Raw genomic sequence first — 22,627 nt, 5'->3', positions numbered from 1 at the left:
TGGAGTTGACAGGAAGATGAGGGAGCGATGAGATCGATCGTGGTCGGTGTCGACGGCAGTGCGTCGGCCGAGCGCGCGCTCGAGTGGGCTGCCCGAGCGGTAGGCCCCGACGGGACGATCCACGCGGTGACCGCCGTCTCGCCGGTCACCGAGCTGGCCATCGACGCAGTGCTGGGTGACAGTGTCGCCTACGTGCACCGGTTGCAGCACGAACTCGAATCGGTCTGGCTGGCACCGGTGCGTGACCTGGTCGGCACCGTGACGGCAGTGGCCGACGAGGGTTGGGCAGCCGACGCGATCGTCGCGGAGGCGCGCCGGCGCGACGTCGACGCGATCGCAGTCGGAGCGCATGTTCCTGCCCGGCTCCTCCCGAAGACCATCGGGACGACCACGCGGCAGCTGATGAAGGAGCTGCCGTGCCCGCTGCTCGTCATCCCGCACCGGTGGCAGCACGCGCCCGGCGACGGCGACCCCGTCATCGTCGGCGTCGGCCACGGGGATGCCACCGACGAGGCGGTGCGGTGGGGCGCGAAGTTCGCCGCAGCCCACGACGTCGGACTCGGGCTGATCCGAGCGACGGGTGAGAGCCCGATCTTCCAGGTCGACGGCTTTCTCGACGTCGTGTCGTTCTACATCGATCCGGCGCAGCGCCACGTGTGGACCCAGGAAGACCTGGCGCAGCTCGCGCTCGCCGCCCAGGCGGCGACCGAGACGCCCCTCGACATCGCGACGACCGCAGTTCCCGGCCGGCCGGCGACGCGCCTCACCGAAGCCGGCACGAACGCGTCGCTGCTCGTCATCGGCCAGCACCGCACCCCGGTCACCGGCACCCGCCACGCCACCCAGCCGCTGCGATACGCGCTCGCCCACGCCCGCTGTCCGATCGCGGTCGTTCCCGTTCAGCTCGAACGATGACGTGACCGACGGGATGACACAGCCGGATGAAGAACTCGTGGCCCCACCGGTCGACGCGACCGTCGGGCTCACCGCATCGGAGGTCGACCGTCGGACCCGCGCCGGTCAGCTCAACAGCGTGCCCGATCGGACCTCGAGGTCTCACGGGGAGATCATCCGGAGCAACCTCCTCACCCGGTTCAACTTCATCATCTCCGCCTTGGCGGTCGTCGTGCTCACGGTCGGCGAGCCGGCCGACGCGCTGTTCGCGATCGTCATGGTCGTCAACACCACCGTCGGTGTGGTGCAGGAGATCCGGGCGAAACGCACCCTCGACCGTCTCCGGCTGCTGATCGCCCCGGTCGTCACCGTGCGACGTGACGGTCGCATCGAGCAGATCGAGCCCGAGGCCGTGGTGTACGGCGACGTGATCGTGCTGGTGCCCGGCGACCAGGTCGCGGTCGATGCGCGGGTCGTCGAGACCCGCGGTCTCGAGGTCGACGAATCGGCGCTCACCGGAGAGGCCGACCCGGTCGGCAAGTTGGTCGGCGACACCGTGTTGTCCGGCAGCGCCGTCACGGCCGGCGAGGCGGTCGTCGTGACCGAGGCGGTGGGCACCGCGACGTGGATCCACGCGTTGGTCACACAGGCCAAGGAGTATGCGCCGGCCACGTCCGAACTCCGCAGCGGCGTCGACCAGATCCTGCGCCTGGTCGCGTGGGTCATCGTGCCGCTCGGAGCGCTGCTCGTCTGGAGCCAGCTCCGCTCGGACCAGCCGACCGACGACGCGATCATCTCCGCGGTGGCCGGAGTCGTCGGACTCGTCCCGCAAGGCCTCGTGCTGCTGGTCAGCATGGCGTTGGCGGTCGCCGTGATCCGCCTCGCCCGCGAGCACGTCGTCGTTCAGGAACTCCACGCCGTCGAGGGGCTCGCCCGGATCGACGTGTTCTGCGTCGACAAGACGGGCACGCTCACGACCGGGACGATGGAGGTCGAGTCGATCGAGCCGATCGGTACCGACGCCGCGATCGTCGACGCCGCGTTGGCCGCGATCGCCGACAACGAACCGAACCCCACGGCCACGCTTCGGGTCATCGCGGAACGGGTCGACACCGATCCCGGCTGGACGACCGAGCACCGGGTGCCGTTCTCGTCGACGCGGAAGTGGAGCGGTTCGTCGTTCCGGTCGACCGCTCCGTGGACGGACATCGCACCCACGTGGGTGCTCGGCGCACCCGAGGTGCTGCTCGAACGAGCCGACGAGCCGACGAGCCGCGCCGTGATGACCGACGTCGACGCCGCGGCGGAGCGCGCCGGGCGGGTGGTCCTGCTCGCTTCGTCCTCGTCGACGATGCACACCGACGATCTTCCCGACGACCTGACGCCCGCCGCGATCATCGTCCTGACCGAACAGGTGCGGCCCGACGTCGGCGAGACGATGGACTTCTTCCACCGACAGGGGGTCACCGTGAAGGTGATCTCGGGCGACAGCGCGGTCACCGCCGGAGCGATCGCCGCACGCCTCGACCTCCCGGGCGCCGGCCACCGGGTCGACATGCGAACGGTCGACGTCACCGGGCCGGGCTTCGCCGAGCTCGTCGAGGCCACCACGGTGTTCGGCCGGGTCCGCCCCGATCAGAAGCGGGCGATCGTCGATGCGCTCCAACAGGCGGGCCACAACGTCGCCATGACCGGCGACGGCGTGAACGACATCCCGGCGTTGAAGCGCGCCGACATCGCCGTGGCGGTCGACACCGCGACCTCGGCGACGAAGGCGATCTCGCAGCTCGTGCTGCTCGACGGACGATTCGATCGGATGCCGCACGTCGTCGCGGAGGGCCGGCGAGTCATCGCGAACATGGAACGGGTCTCCAAGCTCTTCGTGACCAAGACGGTGTACGCCGCGTTGTTCGTCCTCGCGATCGGGTTCTCCGGGTCGGTGTACCCGTTCCTGCCGCGTCACATCAGCCTCGTGTCCGAACTCACGATCGGCATCCCGGCGTTCATGCTGAGTTTCCGCGCCGCCGACACGGCGAGCCGTCCCGGGTATCTGCGGCGGGTCATGCGGTTCGCCGCACCGGCGGGCGTGGCGGCGACCGTCGTGACGCTGTCGGCCTACTGGATCGCCCGGGCCCCGGTGAGCGGAGCCAGCCTCGACGAAGCCCGCACGGCGTCGACCATCGCGCTCGTCGCGTTCGGGTTCTGGGTGCTGTTCGTGCTGATGCACCCCGTCGACCGCCTCGACCTGCTCCTGCTCGCCGCGCTCGTCGGTGCGTTCGTGCTCAGCCTGACGGTCGCGCCGATCCGCGAGTTCTACCGGCTCGACTGGCCGCCGGCCGCGGTGTGGGCGACGACGGCGGGGACCGTCGGCGCCGGCACCGTGTTCGCTCAGATCGGTGCCGTGCTCCTCCGTCGCCGCTGAGGACGGCCCTCGGTCAGCTAGGACTGGGGCAGCGTCATCGTCGTCGTGTACGTCGGGCACATCGCCGCGATGGCCACATGCGCACCCGGCTGCTCACCCGTTCACCACTCGTGCGAGGCCGAGCAAACTCGAGGCCAGTCCGCACTCGCTCGACATCGACGCTCACCCGCGACCGATCGGGACCTCCTGTCCGGGCCGGGTTGCCGACGTTCGGGGGTGTCACCGACCTCGCGAGATCAGACGGACGAGAACGTCTCGACCATCTGTTTCGTGAACGCCGGCAGATCGTCGGGCTTGCGACTCGACACCAGCCGATTCGGCCCCTCCGTACAGACCACGATGTCCTGGTCGACCCACGTGCCGCCCGCGTTCTCGATGTCGGTCTGCAGACTCGGCCAACTCGTGAGCGTGCGGTCCGCGACTCGGTTCGCCTCGATCAGCGTCCACGGCCCGTGGCAGATCACCGCGACCGGCTTGCCGAGTTCGAAGAACGCCGACGTGAAGGCAACGGCGTCGTCGTCCATCCGCAACTGATCGGGGTTCGCCACCCCTCCCGGCAACACCAAACCGTCGAAGTCTCCAGCGTCGGCGTCGTTCGCTGCGATGGTGGCCTCGAAGGTGTCCGCCTTGTCGAGATGGTCGAACGCCTGCACCTTGCCTGGCTTGGGGGCGATCAGGGCGGGCGTGCCGCCGGCGTCCTGTACGGCCTGCCATGGCTCGGTCAACTCGACCTGCTCGACACCTTCGTTCGCCGCCAGGAACGCGATCCGCTTGCCGTTGAGTTCGTTCGACATGATGTCCTCCGTTGAGTGTTCGGTCTCATGGGTGTTCGTCGTTCGATCCGCCAGATGGCGTCGCCGTTGGACTACCCCGTTGCCGTCGATCCGATACCCGACCGTCCGGAACGTCGCGTCCGACGACCCCGGCACGCACGACCCGAGCGACCCTGGCAACCGTGAGATGACAGGCGTCGGCCAGTTCCGTGAGCCGCGGCGACCGACCGAACTCGACGCTGAGCCGGTCGATCGCCACGACGACCTTCGCCGTATCGGCACGAAGTCGGCGAGACGCCGAGTCACCGCCGTGTCCCGAGCGGCGGGACGACCTGAGTTGGCTCAGGATGGCGAGCACCGCGACGCGTTCGAAGGCGCCATCGCTCGGTTCGTACGTCCGGCATGCCGCCAGGAGCGCCGCCTCCGCGAGCTCGACGACGTCGTCAATGTCGCCTGTGCCCAGGTGGCGGCGAGCGACCCGAGAGGCGAGTGCGCGGTGCTGCTCGAAGCGAGTCTGCACCTCGGCGGGTTCACCGGAACCGTGGGGCCGTCGGTGGGCCGCCGGCGGTGCATCATCGAGAACGGACATCGCCCGTTCCCTACCCACGGTGGCCGGTCGGGCGACCTCACCGGCCCGAGATCCCCCGGTCGGGTGACGCGAACCGTCGCGCGCCTCGCTCGGCGCTCGGTCACAACTCCCGGATCACGCCCGCGCTCCGACGGGGTTGCGACGCAACGCTCCGTGCTCGGTGCGCCGGACCTCGAGTCGCCCGTCGACGACACGAGTGTCATAGGCAGGTTGCGCGACCGATGCCGGCCCCTGACGAACCCGGCCCGAACCCAGCTCGAAGCTCGATCCGTGCCACGGGCACACCACGCAGTCGCCGTCGATCCAACCCTCGCCGAGCGGACCGCCGCGATGTGAGCAACGGTCCTCGAGCACGGCGACCGCGTCGTCACGTTCCGACCGGCGCACCGCAACCAAACCGATCCCGCCCGAACGGATCGAGACCGGCTCATCGACGGGGAGGTCGCGGAGATCGGCCAGCGGGGTCCAGTCGTCCGGTCCCGACTGGAACGCCGTGGTATTCACGCCGACACCACGCACGTAGGCAAGATGCCCTCCGAGGTAGCCGGCTGCGCCGACGGTGACCAGGCCCATGCCGGAGAGCACGCGTCCGAGCGCGTGGCGACGGGCTCGCCGAGCCAGCCACGAACCACCGAACGCCGCCGACGCAGCGATGTTCGCCACGGCGTGCACGACGCCGACCCGCCGTTCCGCACCCTGCGTGTCCGCCCAATCCGCCGTCCCGCTCGCTGCCGCCGGTACCGCCGCCGCCAGCCCCAGCGCAGTCAGGCGCCGGGCGAGTGGTCGGCCGGCCTCCCCACCCACGACGTCGAGCACCGTGGCACCCAGCCAGCAGCCGATCGGAACGGTGACGGTCATCGGATGCACCGGGTGCCCGAGCCAGCGGCCGGTCAGCGTGTCCCGACGGCGTGGGCCGCCGATGACCCGGTCGGCGAAGCGGGAGAGACCGGACGACCAACCATCGAGACGGTGAGTGGTTTCGATTCGACGGATCACGTTCAGTCGGCGCACGCCAGACCGCTACCCGAAATGTGCCCGAAGCAGTCCTGCCTCGCCCACGCGCCGCAGGCGAGGCAGGACCGGTGCACCCCCGCCGCCGTCGGGAGCGTCCGATGCCGACTACCCAGGGAGGTCGACATCGATACCTGCTCGGTGCAGCACCAGGCCCGCGACGTCACCCGGGTGGGTGAAATCTCGAACAAACACCGAAGGGAACTCGGCGCGGGCTTGCGGACGACTCGAGGCCGTCCTAACTTCGGAACTGCATCGCCCGGGCCCCGCGATTGCGCCGTTCTGTCGCCGCACCGGGGAGGTCGAAGATGCCGAGTCGCTCAACCAGTCTCCGCCCGACCGTCCGCGGCCCGCGTCTGACGGTGGAGCGGGTCTCGACCGTCGTGCGCGTCGCCGGAGAGGTCGACGCCGCGTCGGTCTCGGAGTTCCGCCGGGCCGTGCGATGGTGCGACGAGGATCCCATCGTCCAAGCACTCGATCTGACCGCCGTCACCTTCTTCGACGCGGCGGGTGTCCGATGCCTCGTCGAGTCGGCGTGGCCACTGCGACCGCACAATCTCGTCATCGGCTCCTCGGCCGTCCGGCGCACGTTCGAATTGTGCGAACTGGAGTTCCTCCTGGGTCCTCACGGATGGTTCGGCGCCGACGGTGCCGAAGCGTGCGGCGCGCCGAAGCCCGAAGCGAACTGATCCGCGGCATCCACGCCGACCAGAACGAAGCTCCGTCGCCGTGGGCCGGGTGGGCCGCGACGGGTGTACCGCGTGGTCCGATCGGGTACCACCGATGCGTCACGTCCGACGAATCGCTCGCCGACCGGTCACCGGTCGGCGAACCCGACCGCCATGGGGGCAGACCATCGCCACACATCTCGATCCGACCGAGGCAGGACAGCACGGCTGCTGGATCGACCTCGTCGAGCCCACGTTGGAGCGACTCGACGAAGTCGGCACTCGATTCGGGCTCCACGAACTGGCGGTCGAAGACGCGCACCACGCACACCAACGTCCGAAGCTCGAGCGCTACGGCGACACGGTCGTCGTCGTCGCCAAGCCTGCGGTGTACGACGACGAGCGCGAAACCATCCTCATCGGCGAGCTGCTGGTCGCGTTCGGACCTGGCTTCGTGGTCTCCGTCCGACACGGCGTCGCCCGTGACCTGCCTCTCTCGCTGTCGCCCGGCGAGACGCCACTGGCGAATCGCGGTCCCGCCGACGTCGTGTACGAACTGCTCGACGCCGTCGTCGACGGCTACCGACCGATCATCGACGAGCTCACGATCGACATCGCCGAGATCGAACACGAGGTCTTCTCGATCGACCGGTCGAATCCCGCACCGCGCATCTACGCCCTCAAGCGGCATGTGATCGAGATGCTCCGAAACGTCGAGCCGCTGGTCGAGCCGCTCGACGCGTTGGCCGCGGGTCGGCATCCGGAGGGTGACGATCGACTCGCCGAATACTTCCGCGACGTCGGCGACCACGTCCGACGCCTCGTCGCGCAGCTCCACACCGTGAGCGACGTGCTGAGCGACGTCCTGCAGGCGAACCTGGCTCAGGTCTCCGTGTCGCAGAACGACGACATGCGGACGATGTCGGCCTGGGCCGCGATCTTCCTGGTTCCGAGTCTCCTCGCCGGCGTGTGGGGCATGAACTTCGAGTCGATGCCCGAGCTGAGTTGGCGCTACGGCTACCCGTTGGCCATCGCGGTCATGGTGCTCACCTCCACCGGCCTGTGGTGGCAGTTCCGACGGAGCGGGTGGCTCGGCCAACGGCGTCCACCCGGCTGACGTCCGCGACGGAGCACCGGCCGGTCGAGGGCCTGGCGATGCCAACGGAACGACAGCGATCTACAGGAGCCCCGCAGCCTGAGCCGCTGCGATCGCGTCGTCGCGCGACGACACGCCGAGCTTGCGATAGATCTGACGGTTGTACGTCTTCACCGTGTTGAACGACATGTGCAATGCGTTGCCCAGCTCGCGCTGCGTCAGGTCGCCCGGCAGCATCCGCAGGAGCGCCATCTCACGATCGGTCAACGCTTCGACGGGCTCGGCGAACGGCCGCCGCATGACGGTTGGCGCCTGGCACCAACCGTGAGGCGGGTCGGTACGATCGGGTGTGTGGAGCCAACCGTGATCGAGGTCTTCGCCGACGTGGGGTGCCCGTTCACCCACGTGGGGCTGCGAAGGTTCGTCGAACGTCGTGCCGCACTCGGCCATGACGACGTCGTGCTACGCGTGCGGGCCTGGCCGCTGGAGATCATCAACGGCAAGCCGCTCGACCCGGCGTTCATCGCCGAGGAGGTCGACGAGATCCGAGATCAGGTCGCACCCGACCTGTTCGAGGGGTTCACCGAGGCGTCCTTCCCCTCGACGTCGATCCCGGCCCTCACCCTCGCCGCCGCGGCCTACCAGCACGACCTCGTCACCGGTGAGCGCGTCAGCCTCGCGCTGCGCGACACCCTGTTCGAACAGGGCGTCGACATCGCCGATGCCGCCGTGCTCCGGCGCCTCGCCGACGAGCACGGGGTGCCGGTCGACCTCGCCGACACCACCCTGGTGCGCGCCGACCACACGGCCGGCGCAGCCCGCGACGTGACCGGGTCTCCCCACTTCTTCACGCCGGCCGGCGGGTTCTTCTGTCCGGCGCTCGACGTGAGCCGCGACGCCGCAGGTCACCTCCGGATCACCGCCGACCCCGACGGCTTCGATCGGTTCGTCGACAGCTGCTTCGCCTGACGCGGCACGCCGAAGCGAGACCGGGGACGTTGGGCCCTACCGCTCCCGACGAGCATCCACAAGTCTGAGACGATGGGACTCGGAGGCGCCGACCTGCTCCACCTCGCCCCTGGGCGGGCGCGCCACCGACCGTGCGCCACGCTCGACTCGCAACCACCCGCCGGGGTCACCGGGTGATCGTCCGCCCGCTCATCGACGACGACCTCGCGAAGCGGACCGACCTGCGTGACCGCGCCGACATCCATCTGCTCGTGCAGAGCTTCTACCGATACGCGGCGATGGACGAGGTCCTCGGGCCGGTGTTCCGTGCCGCTTACGTCGACTGGCCGTCGCACATCGACACCGTGACCGACTTCTGGGCATGGCAGCTGCTCGGCCTCCCCGGCTACGAGGGCAATCCGCTGCGAGCCCACCTGCCTGCGCACGCCGTCACACCGTTCACCCCGGCCCATTTCGAGCGCTGGCTCGGACTGTTCTCGAGCACCATCGACGAGCACTTCGTCGGCCACACCGCCGAGTTGGCGAAGCGTCGCGCCTCCAAGATGGCCGCTGCGTTGGGTCGGATCCTCGCCGCAGCGGACGGTCCTGCGGACGGCTCGGGCCGGTCGCGCTGATCGACATCGCGACGACCCTCGGTGGGCGGCCGGATCGCCAGCGTGGCATCTGATTCGGATTTGTCGCGCGCTCTCCGAATCTTGACGCGCAGCGACTGGCCCTGACGGTGAACAGCCGCGATCGTGAGTCGTGTGGCGACGGCGGAGGACGCCGCCGCCCAGTCGGGGCCCCGCCAGACCCTGGTCAACCGAGCCGACATCTGAGCAGTGATTGGGGCGACATCATGACCACCATCTCGACTTCCCTCGAGCGCCGATCGGCCGCCGAGCGCGAGCCGACCTATCGACAGATCCTCCGACCCTTCTGGTTCGTCGGCGCGTTGATGATGATGCTCGACGGTCTCACCACGTACATCGCGCTGACCCTCCACGCCGAAGCCGGCGCACGCGAGGGCAATCCGATCGCGGTGTGGGCGATGGAACACATCGGGGTGGCCGGCACGTGCATCCTCAAGGTGCTGATCGGCGTCGCGATGATGTGGCGTCTCGCCACCACGGCCGAGCGCGGCCACAAGTTCGAGTGGCTCAACCGGAACCTGCTGCTCCGCAAGCGTCCGGCCTGGAAGATCCGCCGGAATGCGGCATGGGCGCTCGCGTTCAGCCTCGTGCTGATGGGTGTCGTCGTCGGCAACAATCTGCGGGCGATCATCGACCTCTCGACGCAGTAGTTTCGCCGGCCGGTCGGCCTTCCCGCCCGCCGACGGGCGAGCTCACGACACGAAGAAGGCCTCGCCCTCGACCCAGCCGAGCAGCGACACCTGACCCTCGCTCCATCGGCCCCCTTGCTCCTCGGTCAGCTCGACGTCGATCACATCCGGGTTGATCACCTCGATGCTGCGCCCGCCGCATTGCGGCGGAAACGACTCCGCGAGCGCCTCGCACATCAGCATTCCGGACCCGTCGTCGATCAACATGGCGGCGACGACGACGTTCTGGCCGGCCCGTCCCTGGTCTTCGCGATCCAGGAGTTCGCCCACGGTCAGCATGTCGGCAGCGCCGGGGATGACGATGCTCGACGGCTCGGACGAGCCCGCGTCGTCAGCCACATCGGAACCGCCGCAACTCCCGAGGGCGAACACGGCCACGGCGGCCAGCAACAGCCATGCCAGGGTCCTTCGCCTTCGGCCACCTTCGGCCCGGCGAGTCGGCGGCAGAGGGTCGGAACTCTTGTCGGTGGTGTCCATCACCGCTCCTTCCGAGTTCCATGCTGGCGCAGCGTGTGCAACGTCGCCAGGGTCCAACGACCCGTGCGGGTCGACTCGGGGGCGCCGGTCAGGAACCAAGACCGAGGAGGCGTGCGACGTCCGACGTGATCCGCGACGCCTGGGTCAGGTTCGCGAGGACCGGGGCGCCGACCGACTCATCTGCAGACTGGCCCCGGTACACGACCACCGACGAGCATCACCTCGAGATCCTCGACACCGTCGAGATCCGAACGGACTGGCGATCGCGTGAACTCGACGCGATGGCGTCGTTCCTCGCCGGGTCGGACTGAGACCCGAGGGTGTCAGGCGTGCGAGCGCCTCAGAGTTCGCGTTCGGCGAGGACCTGGGCGAGCGACGCTTCGATCGCCTTGCGGTCCTCTTCGAACAGGGCCAGCAGACCTTCGCGGTCCTGGGCTTCGATCAGCGCGAGCAACTCACGCTCCCACTCAACCGACTGCGGGCCGACGCGACGGGGGCGCAGCGACCGGTACCGGTCGGTGAGCGACCAGAGTCGCATCGCCTCGCGCTTGAGCACCTTGCGCGGCGAGAGGTCGAACACGGCGTTGTGGAACTCGGCGTGCACGACCGCGTAGCGGTTGACGTCTTCGGCCTCGGCGGCCGACTGCATGTCGTCGAGGTGCCGGCGGAGCGCATCGGCTTCTTCGGCCGACGGCCATTCGAGCGTGCGCAGCAGCTCGGACTCGAGGAGGCGGCGAGCGAGGTACAGGTCCTGCATCTCCGAACTGGAGACGGGGGCGACGAAGAAACCGCGTCGCGGGTCGTGATTGACGAACCCTTCGGCGGCGAGGATCTTCAGGGCTTCGCGAACGGGGACCCGGCTGACCGAGAAGCGCGATGCGAGCTCTTCCTGACGGAGCTGGAGGTTCGGGGCGAGCACGCCACGGCCGATGGAGTCACGAATCTCGCCGGCGATGTCTTCCGGGGCGGTGCCTCGGCGATCTTGCGTCGCTTCGGCCGGAACTTTGGTCGCGAGCTGACTCATCCGACGACCACGGAACTGGCCGGAATGTCACACATGTCTGCACTGTAGTCGGTTCGCTGACCTCTTCACCACTATTGCATACAATCTCGCTTGGCAAATCGGACACATGAGCCCGCGTCGTGTCCCCTCACGTTCACCTCGTGCGGGACACCGGCCGTCGGGCAGCATGGAATCATGGCAGGCGGCGGCATCGACATCGACGTCACGATCGGTGACGACTCCGTCGCGACGATCGAGATCCGCCGGCCGCCGAACAACTTCTTCGACATCGGCCTGATCGACGCGCTCGCTGCGGGGATCGCCGAACTCGACGCCGACCCTCGATGTCGCGCGATCGTCCTCTGCTCGGCCGGCAAACACTTCTGCGCCGGCGCCGACTTCAGCTCGCCGTCCGACGCTCCTGCCACCGATCGCCACCTCTACGACGCTGCCGTCGACCTGTTCGCCACGGCCACACCGGTCGTCGCCGCGGTCCAGGGCGCTGCGATCGGGGGTGGACTCGGGCTCGCCTGTTTCGCCGACTTCCGGATCGCAGCACCCGAAGCGCGGTTCAGCGCCAACTTCGCACGGCTCGGATTCCACCACGGCTTCGGTCTCACCGTCACGCTGCCGGCGCTCGTCGGTCAACAGCGTGCCCTCGACCTGCTCTACACGGGGCGCCGGATCGACGGGAAGGAGGCCACCGCGATCGGGCTCGCCGACCGGCTCGCGCCGCTCGCCGAAGTCCGCTCCGAGGCACACGCGTTCGCCGCCGACATCGCTGCATCGGCCCCGCTCGCCGTCACGTCGATCCGGCAGACGATGCGGGGCGATCTCACCGACCGGATTCGGATCGCGACCGACCGGGAACGATCCGAACAGGATCGTCTCCGCCGGACGGCCGACTGGCGGGAAGGCGTCGCCGCGATGACCGAGCGTCGCCCGCCTCGCTTCACCGGAGCGTGACATGACTCCAGACGCCGTCGCCTCCGAGGTCAGGGCATGGTTCACCGAGGCATGGGACCCCGAACTCCCACTCGTCGAGTGGCGCACGCGGCTGGTCGACTCGGGATGGGCGGTGCCGTCGTGGTCGAGCGACTGGTACGGACGCGATCTGCCGACATGGGCCGATGGGGTCGCGCGGTCGACGATCGTCGCCTCCGGCGGTGTGCACATTCCCCTCGGTGTCGGTGCCGGGTTGGCCGCCCCCACCATCTACGAACACGGCAGCGACGACCTCCGGTCGCGGGTGCTGCGGCCGACGCTGACGGGCGCGGTGAGTTGGTGCCAGCTGTTCAGCGAGCCGGTCGCCGGCTCCGACCTCGCCGGGTTGCAGACCACCGCCGTACGCGACGGCGACACGTGGGTCGTCAACGGTCAGAAGGTCTGGAACACCAGCGCCGACCACGCCGATCTGGCGATCCTCGTCGCCCGCACCGACTGGGGCGTCCCCAAGCACGCCGGATTGTCGTACTTCGTGCTCGACATGCACCAACCGGGGGTCGAGGCACGACCGATCCTGCAGATGAACTTCCACCGGTCGTTCATGGAGGTCTTCCTCACCGACGCGACGATCGCCCACACCGATCTGGTCGGCGGCGAGGGTGGCGGATGGCGGGTGGCCCGCGCCACGCTCGCCCACGAGCGCAGCTACTCGGTCGCCCGAGCGATCGACGTCTCCCCCACGGCCGGCGGCCGCGTGCTCGACGAAGCGCGGGCCGAAGCCGAGGCGTACCTCGAGACCTATCGCTGGTACCCGCAACGGCGCGGTCGGGCCGAACTCGCACCCGAGCGCGCTGCGACGTTCGGCATGACCGACGACCCGGTCGTGCGTCAGCAGATCACCGATCTGTGGAGCTACGAGCGGGCGGCCCAGCTGACCGCCGACCGCGCCGCAGCGGCACGTGCGCTCGGACGGCCGCCCGGGTCCGAGGGGTCGATCGGCAAGCTGGCGCTGTCGGAGGTCGCCCGCCGGTCGAACCGGGTCCACTCGACGATCTCCGGAGCGCAGGGCATGCTTCGCGACGGCGAGCACCCGCTCGACGACGTCATCGCCGAAGTGCTCGTGTCGACGCCGGCCCAATCGATCGCCGGCGGCACCGACGAGATCCAGCACAACATCATCGGCGAGAACGTGCTCGGGCTCCCCCGAGATCCGAGCGTCGATCGCGATCGACCATTCCGCGACGTCGGCCGTCAGGGCTGACGGCCGACGACCGGCCGGCTCAGCCGTTCACAGATGGAGGCCGCACTCGGTCTTCTCGGTGTCGGCCCACCGGCCGGCGCGCGGATCCTCGCCCGGCTGCACCGGGCGGGTGCACGGCCAGCAGCCGATCGACGGGTACCCACGGTCGGTGAGCGGGTTGTGCGGCAGATCGTTCACCCGGTGGTACTCCGCGACGTCGGTGTCGGACATCGAGGCCAACGGGTTGATCTTCGTGATCCGGCGGTCGACGTCGTAGCTGACGACCGGTGCATGCGCGCGCTCGTCGCTGTCGGACCGACGCAAACCGCTCACCCACGCGGCCCGACCCTCGAGCGCTCGGTTCAGCGGCTCGACCTTGCGGACGCCGCAGCACCCGTCGGGATCGTGCTGCCACCGGTCGGCATCGGACTCCTCGAGACGGGGCTGGATGATCGTGAGATTCAGATCGAGTTGCGAACGGAGCCGCTCGGCGTACCAGAGCGTCTCGGCGAAGAGGTAGCCGGTGTCGATCAGTGCGATCTCGACACCGGGGATCGTCGTGGCCGCGAGGTGAACGAGCGTGGCGTCGCCGAAGCTCGCCGTCACCACCAGATCATCCCCGTAGCGGTCGCCTGCCCAACGCAGGATCTCGGCCGGCGACGCGTCGCCGAGTTCGGTCGACGCTCGGTGGATCGCCATCAGGTCGGGAGCGAATGCGGTGTCGCAGGTCATCGGTGCCTCTCACGATGCTCGGGGGGTCGGTGCGCGTTGCGGTGGTGGTCGGCGGTCATGTCGGCACTCCTGCAGCGGCGAGCGACGGCCGGGTGTCGGCGAGGGGTGCTGCGGTAGCTGCGGTTGCTGCCCCGATCACCAGGACCGACGGCGCTGCGACCGGCTCGACGCCGAGCTGTTCCAGCGGTCCGCGCCAGGTCTGCTGGTCAGGATGGGTCGCACTCGTCGCCACGGCGGCCGGCGTCGCCGGGTCGAGACCGTGGAACATCAGCGAGTCGCGGATGTGGGCGGCGCGTCGCGCCCCCATCATCACGACGATCGTGAGTCCGGAACGGACGAGTGACGCCCAGTCGAGCGGGTCGGAGTCGGGGTCCTGGTGGGCCGTGACGATGCAGACGCCGCTCGACACACCGCGCTCGGTCACCGACACCCCGGCCGCCAACGGACCGGCGAGTGCCGAAGTGACACCGGGGACCACCGACGCCGCCACGCCGGCGGCTTCGCAGGCCCGGACCTCTTCGATGCCGCGACCGAAGACGAACGGGTCGCCGCCCTTGACCCGCACCACGGTGTCGTACCGTCGGCCGAGATCGACGAGGAGATCGTTGATCTGCTCCTGGGTCGGGCCGGGTCGGCCAGGCACCTTGCCGACGTCGTGTCGGACGGCGAGCGGGGAGACCTCGGCGAGCACGTCGGCGCCGATCAAACGGTCGTACACGACAACATCGGCCTCGCGCAGCAGTCGCGCTGCCTTGACGGTCATCAACTCGGCGTCGCCCGGGCCGACCCCGACGATCCACACGGTCATGCCCGGCCCCCGACGACGGCGTCGAGCAATCGGTCGTGCAGCACGTCGACCTCGCCGGTGGCGGCCAGGTCGAGGGCGTCACGGTCGAGCACGTCGGCCCATCCGTCGACCTCGGTCGACAGACCGGCGGCGCGGACCTCGGCGCGGACCTCGGCGCAGGTCGTAGCGACGTCGAGCGTGTCGGCGTCGAGCATCGACTCGATCCGGCGGCGGAGCCACGAGGCGGTCGCCGGGCTCCGTCCACCGCTGCTGATCGCGACCGTGACGTCGCCGGCGCGGGCGACGGCCGGCAGGATCACCGAGCAGTTCGCCGGATCATCGGCGGCGTTGCACCAGATGCGCCGCCGCTCGGCGGCGCGGAATACCGCTCCGTCGACCGCCGGGTCACCGGTCGCTGTCACGACCAGCCACCGACCCCGCAGGTCGCGCGGCCGGAACTCGCGGACGATCCGGCGCTCCACGTCGAGCGCTGCCATCTCCGGGCCGTGCACAGGCGCGACCACCGTCACGACCGCGCCCTGATCGAGGTAGGCCTTCGCCTTGCGAGCGGCGATGCGGCCGGCGCCGACCACGAGGACCGATCGTCCGGCGACTCGAAGACCGACGGGCACGATCGCGATCGGTGCGGGAGCGCTCACGATGCACCGACCCGTTCACGGCGACGGGTGGCGACGTCGGGCAGATCGGCTGCGAGTGCGGACGTGCCGATCCGATCGGTCCAGTCGCCGAACCCCTCTCCGTCGGTGTGTTCGCTGCGGTACCGGTCGAGCAGCGGCGCGAGGACGTCGCCGAGTTTGGTCAGCGGCACCGATTCGACGAGCAGCGACGCAAGGCGGGTCCCGACCGCGTCACCACCGACGAAGATGTCGTAGGCGGTCTTGGTCCGGCCGACGATGCCGAGTTCGGCGACGTACGGGCGGGCGCATCCATTGGGGCAGCCGGTGACCCGGGTCTCGATCCGGAGATCGCCGAGGCCACGTTCGCGGAGGAGACCGTCGATCAGATCGGTCAGCTCGGGCAGGATCCGCTCGGCCTCGCCGAGCGCCTGGCCGCAGGTCGGCAGCGCCGGGCAGGCCATCGACGACAGCACCGTGAGCGGAAGGTTCCGGGCGAGCGGGACGTGGTGCTCGGCGAAGATCGCCTCGACGGCGTCGCGATCGGCGGTGGCGATGCCGCACAGGAGCAGGTCTTGGTGCGGGGTCAACCGAATCTCGCCGGCATGACGCTCGAGAACCGTGCGCACGGCGGTGCGGCGCTGCATGTTGTCGGTGTCCTCGAGGCGCCCGGTCGGGATCGGCACACCGAGGTACCAGCGATCGTCGTCCTGCCGGTGCCAGCCGAGATGGTCCCGCGGGCCGCCCCAGTCGGGCACGGCGACCGGATCGGCGAGGCGACGACCCAGTCGGGTCTCGACCTGGTCGCGCAGCCAGCCGATGCCGTGCTCGGCGACGAGGTACTTCAGGCGGGCGTGGCTCCGGTCGTCGCGGTTGCCTTCGTCGCGGAACGTCGTGACGATCGCCTCGACGACGGCGCCGGCCTCGTCGTCGCTCACCCAGGCGAGCGGCTCGGCCAGCCACGGGAACGTCGTGTCGTCGGTGTGGCTGCGGCCGAGGCCGCCGCCCGCGAGCACGATCGCGCCGGGTGTGCCGTCGGGGCCGGGGGCGAGCACGAGTCCGACATCGTGGCTGTACACGTCGACCGAGTTGTCGCCCGGCCACGCCACGCCGATCTTGAACTTGCGCGGGAGGTACGCGTCGCCGTAGATCGGCTCGGACTCGTCGGTCTCGGTGGCGGCCGCTTCACCGGTCACCGCTCGCTCGCCGTCGACCCAGAGTTCCCAGTAGGCGTTCGACTGCGGGCGGAACCGGCTCGACAGTGAACGGGCGAACCGGTCGAGTCGATCGAGGTCGCGGCCCTGTTCCGGCGCCGATGTGACCATGACGTTGCGGACCACGTCACCGCACGCCGCATAGGTCGTGACGAGTCCACGGTTCAGTTCCGAGACGAGCCGATGGAGGTCACCCTTGTGCACGAAGTGGAACTGCACACCTTGGCGGGTGGTGAGCCGGAGTCGGCCGTCGGCGGCGACGTCGGCCAGCCGGTCGATCTCGAACCATTGGTCACGCGTCAGGACCCCGCCGGGGACCGAACAGCGCACCATGCACGAGTAGGCGAGTTCCTCCTTGGCCCGAGCGAGCTCGCGGCGGCGGTCACGGTCGTCCTGCTGGTAGATCCCGTGGAACTTGAGCAGGGTGGTCGCACCACCCGAGAACGAGGCGCCGTCGTCGGCGAGTTCGGCGAACAGGCTGCCGCGCAGATGAGCGCTGTCGGCCTTGAGCGCTTCGACGTCCGAATGTGTCATGCTGCCATCTCCAATACCCGACCAGGTAGGTCAGGTTTGGGACGTTAGCGGAATTCCCGACTAATACAATCACCTTTTGCGAGAATTCGCGCGCTCGGGTGGTTTCACCGCTCCTCGGGGGCGTCCGGAACGCTCGCGGCGGCCGATACCGGCCGCTACCGCGACGCACCCGGCGGGCGGGGCAGCAACAGCGACGTCGTCCGGACGTACTCCTGGTACGTCGGGTCGTCGCCCCAGCGCTTCGCGCCGCGCCGCTCGAGTGCCGGGATCCCGCTGATCCGGATCAGGAGGACCGCGACGAAGACCGGCGACACGAGCGCGACCCAGCGCCACCCGGACAGCACCGGCACCGCGATGATCGCGATCCCGGTCCAGAGCGTGATCTCGCCGAAGTAGTTCGGGTGCCGCGACCAACGCCACAGGCCGGATGAGATGAACCGGCCGGCGTTCGCCGGGTCCCGCCGGAACGTCGACTTCTGCTGATCGGCGACCACCTCGACCACGAACCCGACGGCCCACACCAGGGTGCCGACGACCGCGAGGACACCGAACCGCTCACGATCTGTTCCGGTGACGATCGCCAGCGCACATGCCAGCGTGAGCAACACCCAGAGCCCCTGCAGGGTCCAGGTCATGAAGAAGCGGAGCGGGTCGAGTTTGATCCGGTCGAACCGGCCGTCGCGCCCATCACGCTTGACGCGCCGGAACAGGAACGAACCGAGCCGCAACGCCCAGACGACCACCATCGACGTGACCACGACACCGCGCGTGTCGAGATCGTCGGCGAGCGCCGCCGCCACGAGGACGACGGTGATGTAGGTGACGGCGCCGGTCAGATCGAAGTAGTGCTCGGTCCGAGCGGCGTTCGAGGGAACGAACACCACCCAGTTGATGACGAACGCCAGAGCGCCACACAGCGCGAACACGGGGACGCCGCCCGCCTCGACGCTGCCGTCGCTGCCGGCGAGTACGACGAGGCCACCCACGACGAGCGTGGCGATGATCCCGATCGCCGGCGTCCGCCGCTGCTCCCCCACCGGCTGGACACTAGACGCACGACGGGACGCCCACTATCGGCGGAGGGCGACCTCGCCCTCGATCTCGACCGGGATGCCGAACGGCAGCGCCGCCATGCCGACCGCACTCCTGGTGTGCGCGCCGACGTCGGGTCCGAAGACGTCGATCAGGAGGTCGGATGCCCCGTTGATCACCGCCGGCTGCCGGTCGAATCCCGGCGCCGAACTCACCATGCCGAACACCCGGACCCACCCGGCGATGCGGTCGAGGTCACCCAGCTCCCGACGGAGGCTCCCGAGGATCGACAGGGCGGTCAGCCGCGCAGCAGCGTAGGCCTCGTCGACCGTGACGTCGTCGCCGACGCGACCGAACGGGCCGGCCACCGAGCCGTCCGGCGACTGCGGCCCGTGACCCGAGAAGACCGCCCGGTCACCGATGACACGAACGAACGCGAACGGCAGGACGACACCCGGCGGGGGCACGATCTCAGGTGGCAGTTCGAGCCCCAGGTCTGCGATTCGATCGTCGATGATGCCCATGTCAGTCCTCCCGTCGGGCCGCGCTCTCGGCCCCGCGAACCGTAGCGGTCGACCCCTCGACACCACGGCCTCACCACTGCCCCGAGACCAACTCTGGCAGGGCCACTGGTAGGGTCGACACCCTCAGGTGCTGCCGCTCATCCCCTCCAGGCTGGTCGTACCGGCCTGAGACCAGAGCGAGGAGTTCCAATGAGCCAGGCGAAGTTCCAGAAACGACAGCGGGAGATGGCGCGGGCCGAGAAGAAGAAGGCCAAAGAGGCGCGCAAGCAGGAGCGCCAGGAGGAAGCGGCCGAATCTGCCGATGCTCCGGCCCCCGATGTCGATGCCGGCAACGTGATGGCCAAGCTCGAGAAGCTCCACCAGGACTTCGCCGACGACAAGATCGAGTTCGACGAGTTCGAGGAGACCAAGCAGGAGCTCCTGAGCAAGCTGCAGGTCTAGTCCGACCCTCGGCGGGCATCCCGCCAGCCGTCGCGCAGCGAGCGCATGCCGATCACCTCGATCGGTGAGGCGTCCAACCACCGTCGCCACCCGGCGGTCCCGAAGTACTCGTACTCGTCGACGCGCACGTGATGAGCGTCCGGTTCGATCGCCTCGATCTCACCCGGGCCCGGCCGACACGGGTGGAACGCGCAATACACCAACTCCTCGGTCGCCGAGGTGAGCATCGCCGGATAGTTCTGCGGAGCGCCGCGCCGCCGCGAGAAATCCGTCTCGAGTACCCGACCGAACACCGGCATGCCCGCCGAGCGGGCCGCTACGACGAACGGCTCGAACTGCTGCTCGCCGACGCCCGCGAGGTGGTCGTTGGGGCCGTACACGCCCAGCGTGTCGGTGATCAGGACCGGGACGTCGTAGTCGATGCCGAGCGCGACGTACCGGTCGCACCACTCGGGCGCGAGGGCAGCACCCATGTGGGCATCGAGATGGGTCACGTCGACGCCGGCGGCGAGCGTCCGCTCGATCTGCGCGCGCCACTCCTCCTCGACTGCGTCCGGGTGGGCGTTGGCCCGAACCTCGGCCACGGAGCGCCACAGATACCCGTCGTCGTCGGTCAGCCCCGCAGACGCAGGATGACGACCGACGGGGGCCCACCGGTAGCCCCGCTGCTCTGCGGTGAGGGTCAGATGCACGCCCACATCGAGCGTCGGGTCGTCGGCGGCGAGCGCCGCGATCTCGGGGAACCACGGGCAGGGCGCCATCGCCGACCCCGCCGAGATCACGCCGCTCCGAGCAAGCTCGACGAAGGCGGCGTTCGCGCCGTGACACATGCCGACGTCGTCGGCGTGGATCACCATCCTGGTCATCCGACGACGGTACCGCTCCGGCGAGATCGCTCACCGACCCGACGCCTACGATGCCGCCATGGGACTGCATCGACTTCCGCCCGACACTCCTGTCGATGGCATCTCCAGCCACCTCCGGACGCACGGCTACGCGATCGTCGAAGGGCTCGCCGACGACGCCACACTCGACCGGCTCGACGCCGAGGCGGCGCCGTACATCGACGCGTCGGCAGCGGGGCGCGACGAGTACGACGGGCGCCACACCCGGCGCACGGGGCAGTTGATCGAGCGGTGCCCCACGTCGCGCGAGCTGATCATGCACCCCACGGTGGTGGGCACCGTGCGGGCGTTCCTCGACCACGTCACCTCGGTGCAGCTGCACCTGACGCAGATCATCTCGATCGAGCCCGATGAGACGCAGCAGAAGCTCCATCGCGACCAGATGGCGTTCGACTTCTTCCCGTTCCCACCCGAGTACCACGTCCAGTGCAACACGATGTGGGCGCTGACCGACTTCACCGCGGAGAACGGGGCGACGCACATCGCCCCCGGCACTTCCGCCATGCCCGACGACGAGGCGGCCGTCGTCGAGACCGCGCAGGCGGAGATGCCCCGGGGCAGCGTGCTGTTCTACGACGGCAAGGTGATCCACGGCGGCGGGGCCAACCGCAGCACCTCGGTCAGGCGCGGCGTCAACATCACCTACTCGGTCGGCTGGGTGCGCCAGGAGGAGAACCAGTACCTCGCGTGCTCGCCCGAGGTCGCCCGTGGACTCGATGACGAACTGCTCAAGATGATGGGGTACCAGGAGGGCGCCTTCGCGCTCGGCTACGTCGGCGACCAGCAAGATCCGCTGGCCGTGCTGCGGGGCGAGCAGCGGACGAAGTTGGCGATCACCGACGTCGCCGACACATCGGGCCACCACCGACGATTCGTCGACGAACTGTCGAGCGACCAGGCGTGAGCCGCGTCGACCCGCGGACCCCGGTGATCATCGGGGCCGGGCAGATCAACGACCGCGACTACGGGTGCGAACCGATCGACCTGATGGCCAGGTGTGTCGAGGAGGCGCTCACCGACACCACCGCCGCCGCCGCCGTCCGACCGACGATCGGTGACGTCCGGGTCGTGTGGGGTGTCTGGCCGTACCGAGATCCCGGCCGACTCGTCGCCGAGCGGATCGGGACGCCGACGGCACGGACCACGATGACCACCTCGGGCGGCAACCAGCTGTACGACCTCGTCATCGACACCGCGACCCGGATCCAGTCGGGCCAGATCGACACGACGGTGGTGTGCGGCGCGGAGTCACTGCGTACCCGCCGGAGCGACCGGGCTCGCGGCACGACCACCGACTACCTCACCGAGCGCGACGATGCGGCGCCCGACGAGCTGCTCGGCAACGAACGCGACATGTTCGCCGAGGTCGAGAACGAGATCGGCGTCAACGTGGTCTCACGGTTCTACGCGATGGCCGAGACCGCGCTCCGGCACCGCCTCGGCGACGATCTCGACGAGCACCGGATGCGGATCGCGGGGTTGTGGTCTCGGGCCAGCCTGGTCGCCGCCGACAACCCCGACGCGTGGAGCCGCACCCCGCTCGACGCCGCGGCGATCGCCACCGAGTCGGAGTCGAATCGGCCGGTGGCGAGCCCGTACCCGAAGCTGATGACGTCGAACCTCAACGTCGACCAGGGTGGAGCGGTCGTCATGTGCTCGGTGGCGGCCGCCCGGGCCGCGGGCGTTCCGTCGGATCGTTGGATCTTCCCGTGGTCGGGCGTGGGGGTCGCCGACGAGTGGCACGCCACCAACCGGTGGGCGTTCGACGAGACACCCGGCATGCGCGTGTCGGGCTCCCGCACCCTCGAGCTGGCCGGGATCGGCCACGACGACTGCGCGCTGATCGACCTGTACTCGTGCTTCCCCGTCGCCGTGCAGCTCGCACAACGTGAGCTCGGCATCGACCCCGCCCGCGACTTCACGATCACCGGCGGGTTGACGTTCGCCGCCGGTCCGCTCAACTGCTACTGCATCCTCCCGCTGACCCGTGCCGTTCGGCTGCTGCGCGATGCTCCCACCGAGCGCGCCCTGCTCACCGGCAACGGCGGCGTGTTCACGAACCACAGCGCGCTCGTGCTGTCGGGCGAACCACCCGCCGTCGGCTTCCGCACGACCGACGCCCAGGCCGAGGTCGACGCGCTGCCCTCACGTCCGTCGCCCTCCGCACCGGTGGACCGCGCGACGCTCGAGACCTACACGGTCACATTCGACCGCAACATGCAGCCCGAACGGGCGATTCTCGCATGCCTCGACCCGGCGGGCAGCCGCCACTGGGCCGAGTCGACCGATGCCGACACGATGGCGGAACTGTTGGCGAACGACTGTTGCGGCCGCCCCGTGAGGCTCGCCGGCTCCACGGCCGGCCTCGCTTGACCGACGAGGGGTCGAAATGAACCCCACCCGGACGACGGGCGC

25 protein-coding genes are annotated in these 22,627 nt (G+C 69.5%); 13 read left to right on the top strand and 12 right to left on the bottom strand.

The annotated features are described in order from the left end of the window. Positions 1–27 precede the first annotated feature (27 nt). Together R8G01_21495 and R8G01_21490 are read left to right on the top strand one after the other, a co-directional pair. Entirely contained in the window at positions 28–915 is an 888-nt protein-coding gene (locus tag R8G01_21495) for a universal stress protein (GenBank protein ID MDW3216582.1), read from the top strand. A gap of 13 nt (positions 916–928) precedes the next feature. Beyond that, positions 929–3,316: an HAD-IC family P-type ATPase gene (locus tag R8G01_21490; GenBank protein ID MDW3216581.1), complete on the top strand. Its 2,388-nt coding sequence runs from the start codon at positions 929–931 to the stop codon at positions 3,314–3,316. 236 nt (positions 3,317–3,552) lie between these two features. Here the strand turns inward: R8G01_21490 and R8G01_21485 are convergent, their stop codons facing one another. After that, entirely contained in the window at positions 3,553–4,110 is a 558-nt protein-coding gene (locus tag R8G01_21485; GenBank protein MDW3216580.1) for a type 1 glutamine amidotransferase domain-containing protein, read from the bottom strand. 682 nt (positions 4,111–4,792) lie between these two features. Then, positions 4,793–5,545, bottom strand: a complete 753-nt coding sequence (locus tag R8G01_21480; GenBank protein ID MDW3216579.1) for a Rieske (2Fe-2S) protein — start codon at positions 5,543–5,545, stop codon at positions 4,793–4,795. A gap of 452 nt (positions 5,546–5,997) precedes the next feature. On the opposite strand from R8G01_21480, the gene R8G01_21475 reads away from it, so the two are divergent. Beyond that, positions 5,998–6,378, top strand: coding sequence for an STAS domain-containing protein (locus R8G01_21475; GenBank protein MDW3216578.1), 381 nt, complete (start codon positions 5,998–6,000; stop codon positions 6,376–6,378). 94 nt (positions 6,379–6,472) lie between these two features. After that, positions 6,473–7,474, top strand: a complete 1,002-nt coding sequence (locus R8G01_21470) for a magnesium and cobalt transport protein CorA (protein MDW3216577.1) — start codon at positions 6,473–6,475, stop codon at positions 7,472–7,474. Positions 7,475–7,534: 60 nt separating this feature from the next. Here the strand turns inward: R8G01_21470 and R8G01_21465 are convergent, their stop codons facing one another. Then, positions 7,535–7,753 (bottom strand): LuxR C-terminal-related transcriptional regulator, encoded by a 219-nt coding sequence (locus tag R8G01_21465; GenBank protein ID MDW3216576.1) that lies wholly within the window; start codon positions 7,751–7,753, stop codon positions 7,535–7,537. Between the two features lie 51 nt (positions 7,754–7,804). Here R8G01_21465 and R8G01_21460 point away from each other — a divergent pair, with 51 nt between their 5' ends. The 3 genes from R8G01_21460 (at position 7,805) to R8G01_21450 (ending at position 9,704) form a co-directional block, all read left to right on the top strand. Next, positions 7,805–8,422, top strand: a complete 618-nt coding sequence (locus tag R8G01_21460) for a DsbA family protein (protein MDW3216575.1) — start codon at positions 7,805–7,807, stop codon at positions 8,420–8,422. Between the two features lie 173 nt (positions 8,423–8,595). Continuing rightward, a complete protein-coding gene (locus tag R8G01_21455) occupies positions 8,596–9,036 on the top strand; it encodes a group III truncated hemoglobin (protein MDW3216574.1) in 441 nt (146 codons plus the stop codon). Between the two features lie 224 nt (positions 9,037–9,260). Beyond that, complete coding sequence (locus R8G01_21450) at positions 9,261–9,704, top strand: DUF5658 family protein (protein ID MDW3216573.1); 444 nt, start codon at positions 9,261–9,263, stop codon at positions 9,702–9,704. A 42-nt stretch (positions 9,705–9,746) separates the two neighbouring features. Here the strand turns inward: R8G01_21450 and R8G01_21445 are convergent, their stop codons facing one another. Then, on the bottom strand, positions 9,747–10,220 hold the full coding sequence (locus R8G01_21445; GenBank protein MDW3216572.1) for a hypothetical protein: 474 nt from the start codon (positions 10,218–10,220) through the stop codon (positions 9,747–9,749). 125 nt (positions 10,221–10,345) lie between these two features. Here R8G01_21445 and R8G01_21440 point away from each other — a divergent pair, with 125 nt between their 5' ends. Next, positions 10,346–10,531, top strand: a complete 186-nt coding sequence (locus R8G01_21440) for a hypothetical protein (GenBank protein ID MDW3216571.1) — start codon at positions 10,346–10,348, stop codon at positions 10,529–10,531. Between the two features lie 29 nt (positions 10,532–10,560). Here the strand turns inward: R8G01_21440 and R8G01_21435 are convergent, their stop codons facing one another. After that, positions 10,561–11,244: a GntR family transcriptional regulator gene (locus tag R8G01_21435; GenBank protein ID MDW3216570.1), complete on the bottom strand. Its 684-nt coding sequence runs from the start codon at positions 11,242–11,244 to the stop codon at positions 10,561–10,563. A 174-nt stretch (positions 11,245–11,418) separates the two neighbouring features. Between R8G01_21435 and R8G01_21430 the strand changes: the two genes are divergently transcribed. Then, positions 11,419–12,189, top strand: coding sequence for an enoyl-CoA hydratase/isomerase family protein (locus R8G01_21430; protein MDW3216569.1), 771 nt, complete (start codon positions 11,419–11,421; stop codon positions 12,187–12,189). A gap of 1 nt (position 12,190) precedes the next feature. Further along, positions 12,191–13,429: an acyl-CoA dehydrogenase family protein gene (locus R8G01_21425; protein MDW3216568.1), complete on the top strand. Its 1,239-nt coding sequence runs from the start codon at positions 12,191–12,193 to the stop codon at positions 13,427–13,429. Positions 13,430–13,456: 27 nt separating this feature from the next. Here the strand turns inward: R8G01_21425 and R8G01_21420 are convergent, their stop codons facing one another. The 6 genes from R8G01_21420 to R8G01_21395 form a co-directional block, all read right to left on the bottom strand. Next, the gene (locus tag R8G01_21420) at positions 13,457–14,140 is read right to left on the bottom strand and encodes a phosphoadenylyl-sulfate reductase (protein ID MDW3216567.1); all 684 of its coding nucleotides are present in this window, start codon (positions 14,138–14,140) and stop codon (positions 13,457–13,459) included. Positions 14,141–14,195: 55 nt separating this feature from the next. Beyond that, the gene (gene cobA / locus R8G01_21415; GenBank protein ID MDW3216566.1) at positions 14,196–14,948 is read right to left on the bottom strand and encodes a uroporphyrinogen-III C-methyltransferase; all 753 of its coding nucleotides are present in this window, start codon (positions 14,946–14,948) and stop codon (positions 14,196–14,198) included. Then, the gene (locus R8G01_21410) at positions 14,945–15,586 is read right to left on the bottom strand and encodes a bifunctional precorrin-2 dehydrogenase/sirohydrochlorin ferrochelatase (GenBank protein ID MDW3216565.1); all 642 of its coding nucleotides are present in this window, start codon (positions 15,584–15,586) and stop codon (positions 14,945–14,947) included. Before R8G01_21410 ends, cobA begins: the two co-directional genes overlap by 4 nt. After that, the gene (locus R8G01_21405; protein ID MDW3216564.1) at positions 15,583–17,310 is read right to left on the bottom strand and encodes an NADPH-dependent assimilatory sulfite reductase hemoprotein subunit; all 1,728 of its coding nucleotides are present in this window, start codon (positions 17,308–17,310) and stop codon (positions 15,583–15,585) included. The genes R8G01_21410 and R8G01_21405 overlap by 4 nt, the downstream gene beginning before the upstream one ends. Positions 17,311–17,465: 155 nt before the next feature. Continuing rightward, positions 17,466–18,347, bottom strand: a complete 882-nt coding sequence (locus tag R8G01_21400; protein ID MDW3216563.1) for a DUF1295 domain-containing protein — start codon at positions 18,345–18,347, stop codon at positions 17,466–17,468. A 33-nt stretch (positions 18,348–18,380) separates the two neighbouring features. After that, positions 18,381–18,866 carry a RidA family protein gene (locus tag R8G01_21395; GenBank protein ID MDW3216562.1) on the bottom strand — a complete coding sequence of 162 codons (486 nt, stop codon included), beginning with the start codon at positions 18,864–18,866 and terminating at the stop codon, positions 18,381–18,383. Between the two features lie 189 nt (positions 18,867–19,055). Between R8G01_21395 and R8G01_21390 the strand changes: the two genes are divergently transcribed. After that, entirely contained in the window at positions 19,056–19,307 is a 252-nt protein-coding gene (locus R8G01_21390; protein ID MDW3216561.1) for a hypothetical protein, read from the top strand. On the opposite strand, the gene R8G01_21385 is transcribed toward R8G01_21390, so the two are convergent. Continuing rightward, positions 19,304–20,173, bottom strand: a complete 870-nt coding sequence (locus tag R8G01_21385) for a ChbG/HpnK family deacetylase (protein MDW3216560.1) — start codon at positions 20,171–20,173, stop codon at positions 19,304–19,306. The genes R8G01_21390 and R8G01_21385 overlap by 4 nt on opposite strands. A gap of 58 nt (positions 20,174–20,231) precedes the next feature. Between R8G01_21385 and R8G01_21380 the strand changes: the two genes are divergently transcribed. After that, positions 20,232–21,116 carry a phytanoyl-CoA dioxygenase family protein gene (locus R8G01_21380; GenBank protein ID MDW3216559.1) on the top strand — a complete coding sequence of 295 codons (885 nt, stop codon included), beginning with the start codon at positions 20,232–20,234 and terminating at the stop codon, positions 21,114–21,116. After that, a complete protein-coding gene (locus tag R8G01_21375) occupies positions 21,113–22,585 on the top strand; it encodes a hypothetical protein (protein ID MDW3216558.1) in 1,473 nt (490 codons plus the stop codon). Before R8G01_21380 ends, R8G01_21375 begins: the two co-directional genes overlap by 4 nt. Positions 22,586–22,627: the final 42 nt, after the last annotated feature.

Source organism: Ilumatobacteraceae bacterium (genome assembly GCA_033344875.1).
In the GTDB taxonomy this organism is placed as follows: Bacteria; Actinomycetota; Acidimicrobiia; order Acidimicrobiales; family Ilumatobacteraceae; genus Ilumatobacter.
The sequence above is the reverse complement of the archived record's forward strand: the minus strand, read 5'-3'. Positions and strand labels throughout refer to the sequence as shown.

Excerpts from the sequence above, each read along its gene's own strand:
- R8G01_21495 (MDW3216582.1), top strand. The coding sequence starts at position 28 with ATGAGATCGATCGTGGTCGGTGTCGACGGCAGTGCGTCGGCCGAGCGC.
- R8G01_21490 (MDW3216581.1), top strand. The coding sequence starts at position 929 with ATGACACAGCCGGATGAAGAACTCGTGGCCCCACCGGTCGACGCGACC.
- R8G01_21485 (MDW3216580.1), bottom strand. The coding sequence starts at position 4,110 with ATGTCGAACGAACTCAACGGCAAGCGGATCGCGTTCCTGGCGGCGAAC.
- R8G01_21475 (MDW3216578.1), top strand. The coding sequence starts at position 5,998 with ATGCCGAGTCGCTCAACCAGTCTCCGCCCGACCGTCCGCGGCCCGCGT.
- R8G01_21470 (MDW3216577.1), top strand. The coding sequence starts at position 6,473 with ATGCGTCACGTCCGACGAATCGCTCGCCGACCGGTCACCGGTCGGCGA.
- R8G01_21465 (MDW3216576.1), bottom strand. The coding sequence starts at position 7,753 with ATGCGGCGGCCGTTCGCCGAGCCCGTCGAAGCGTTGACCGATCGTGAG.
- R8G01_21450 (MDW3216573.1), top strand. The coding sequence starts at position 9,261 with ATGACCACCATCTCGACTTCCCTCGAGCGCCGATCGGCCGCCGAGCGC.
- R8G01_21445 (MDW3216572.1), bottom strand. The coding sequence starts at position 10,220 with ATGGACACCACCGACAAGAGTTCCGACCCTCTGCCGCCGACTCGCCGG.
- R8G01_21435 (MDW3216570.1), bottom strand. The coding sequence starts at position 11,244 with ATGAGTCAGCTCGCGACCAAAGTTCCGGCCGAAGCGACGCAAGATCGC.
- R8G01_21430 (MDW3216569.1), top strand. The coding sequence starts at position 11,419 with ATGGCAGGCGGCGGCATCGACATCGACGTCACGATCGGTGACGACTCC.
- R8G01_21425 (MDW3216568.1), top strand. The coding sequence starts at position 12,191 with ATGACTCCAGACGCCGTCGCCTCCGAGGTCAGGGCATGGTTCACCGAG.
- R8G01_21420 (MDW3216567.1), bottom strand. The coding sequence starts at position 14,140 with ATGACCTGCGACACCGCATTCGCTCCCGACCTGATGGCGATCCACCGA.
- cobA (MDW3216566.1), bottom strand. The coding sequence starts at position 14,948 with ATGACCGTGTGGATCGTCGGGGTCGGCCCGGGCGACGCCGAGTTGATG.
- R8G01_21405 (MDW3216564.1), bottom strand. The coding sequence starts at position 17,310 with ATGACACATTCGGACGTCGAAGCGCTCAAGGCCGACAGCGCTCATCTG.
- R8G01_21395 (MDW3216562.1), bottom strand. The coding sequence starts at position 18,866 with ATGGGCATCATCGACGATCGAATCGCAGACCTGGGGCTCGAACTGCCA.
- R8G01_21390 (MDW3216561.1), top strand. The coding sequence starts at position 19,056 with ATGAGCCAGGCGAAGTTCCAGAAACGACAGCGGGAGATGGCGCGGGCC.
- R8G01_21385 (MDW3216560.1), bottom strand. The coding sequence starts at position 20,173 with ATGACCAGGATGGTGATCCACGCCGACGACGTCGGCATGTGTCACGGC.
- R8G01_21380 (MDW3216559.1), top strand. The coding sequence starts at position 20,232 with ATGGGACTGCATCGACTTCCGCCCGACACTCCTGTCGATGGCATCTCC.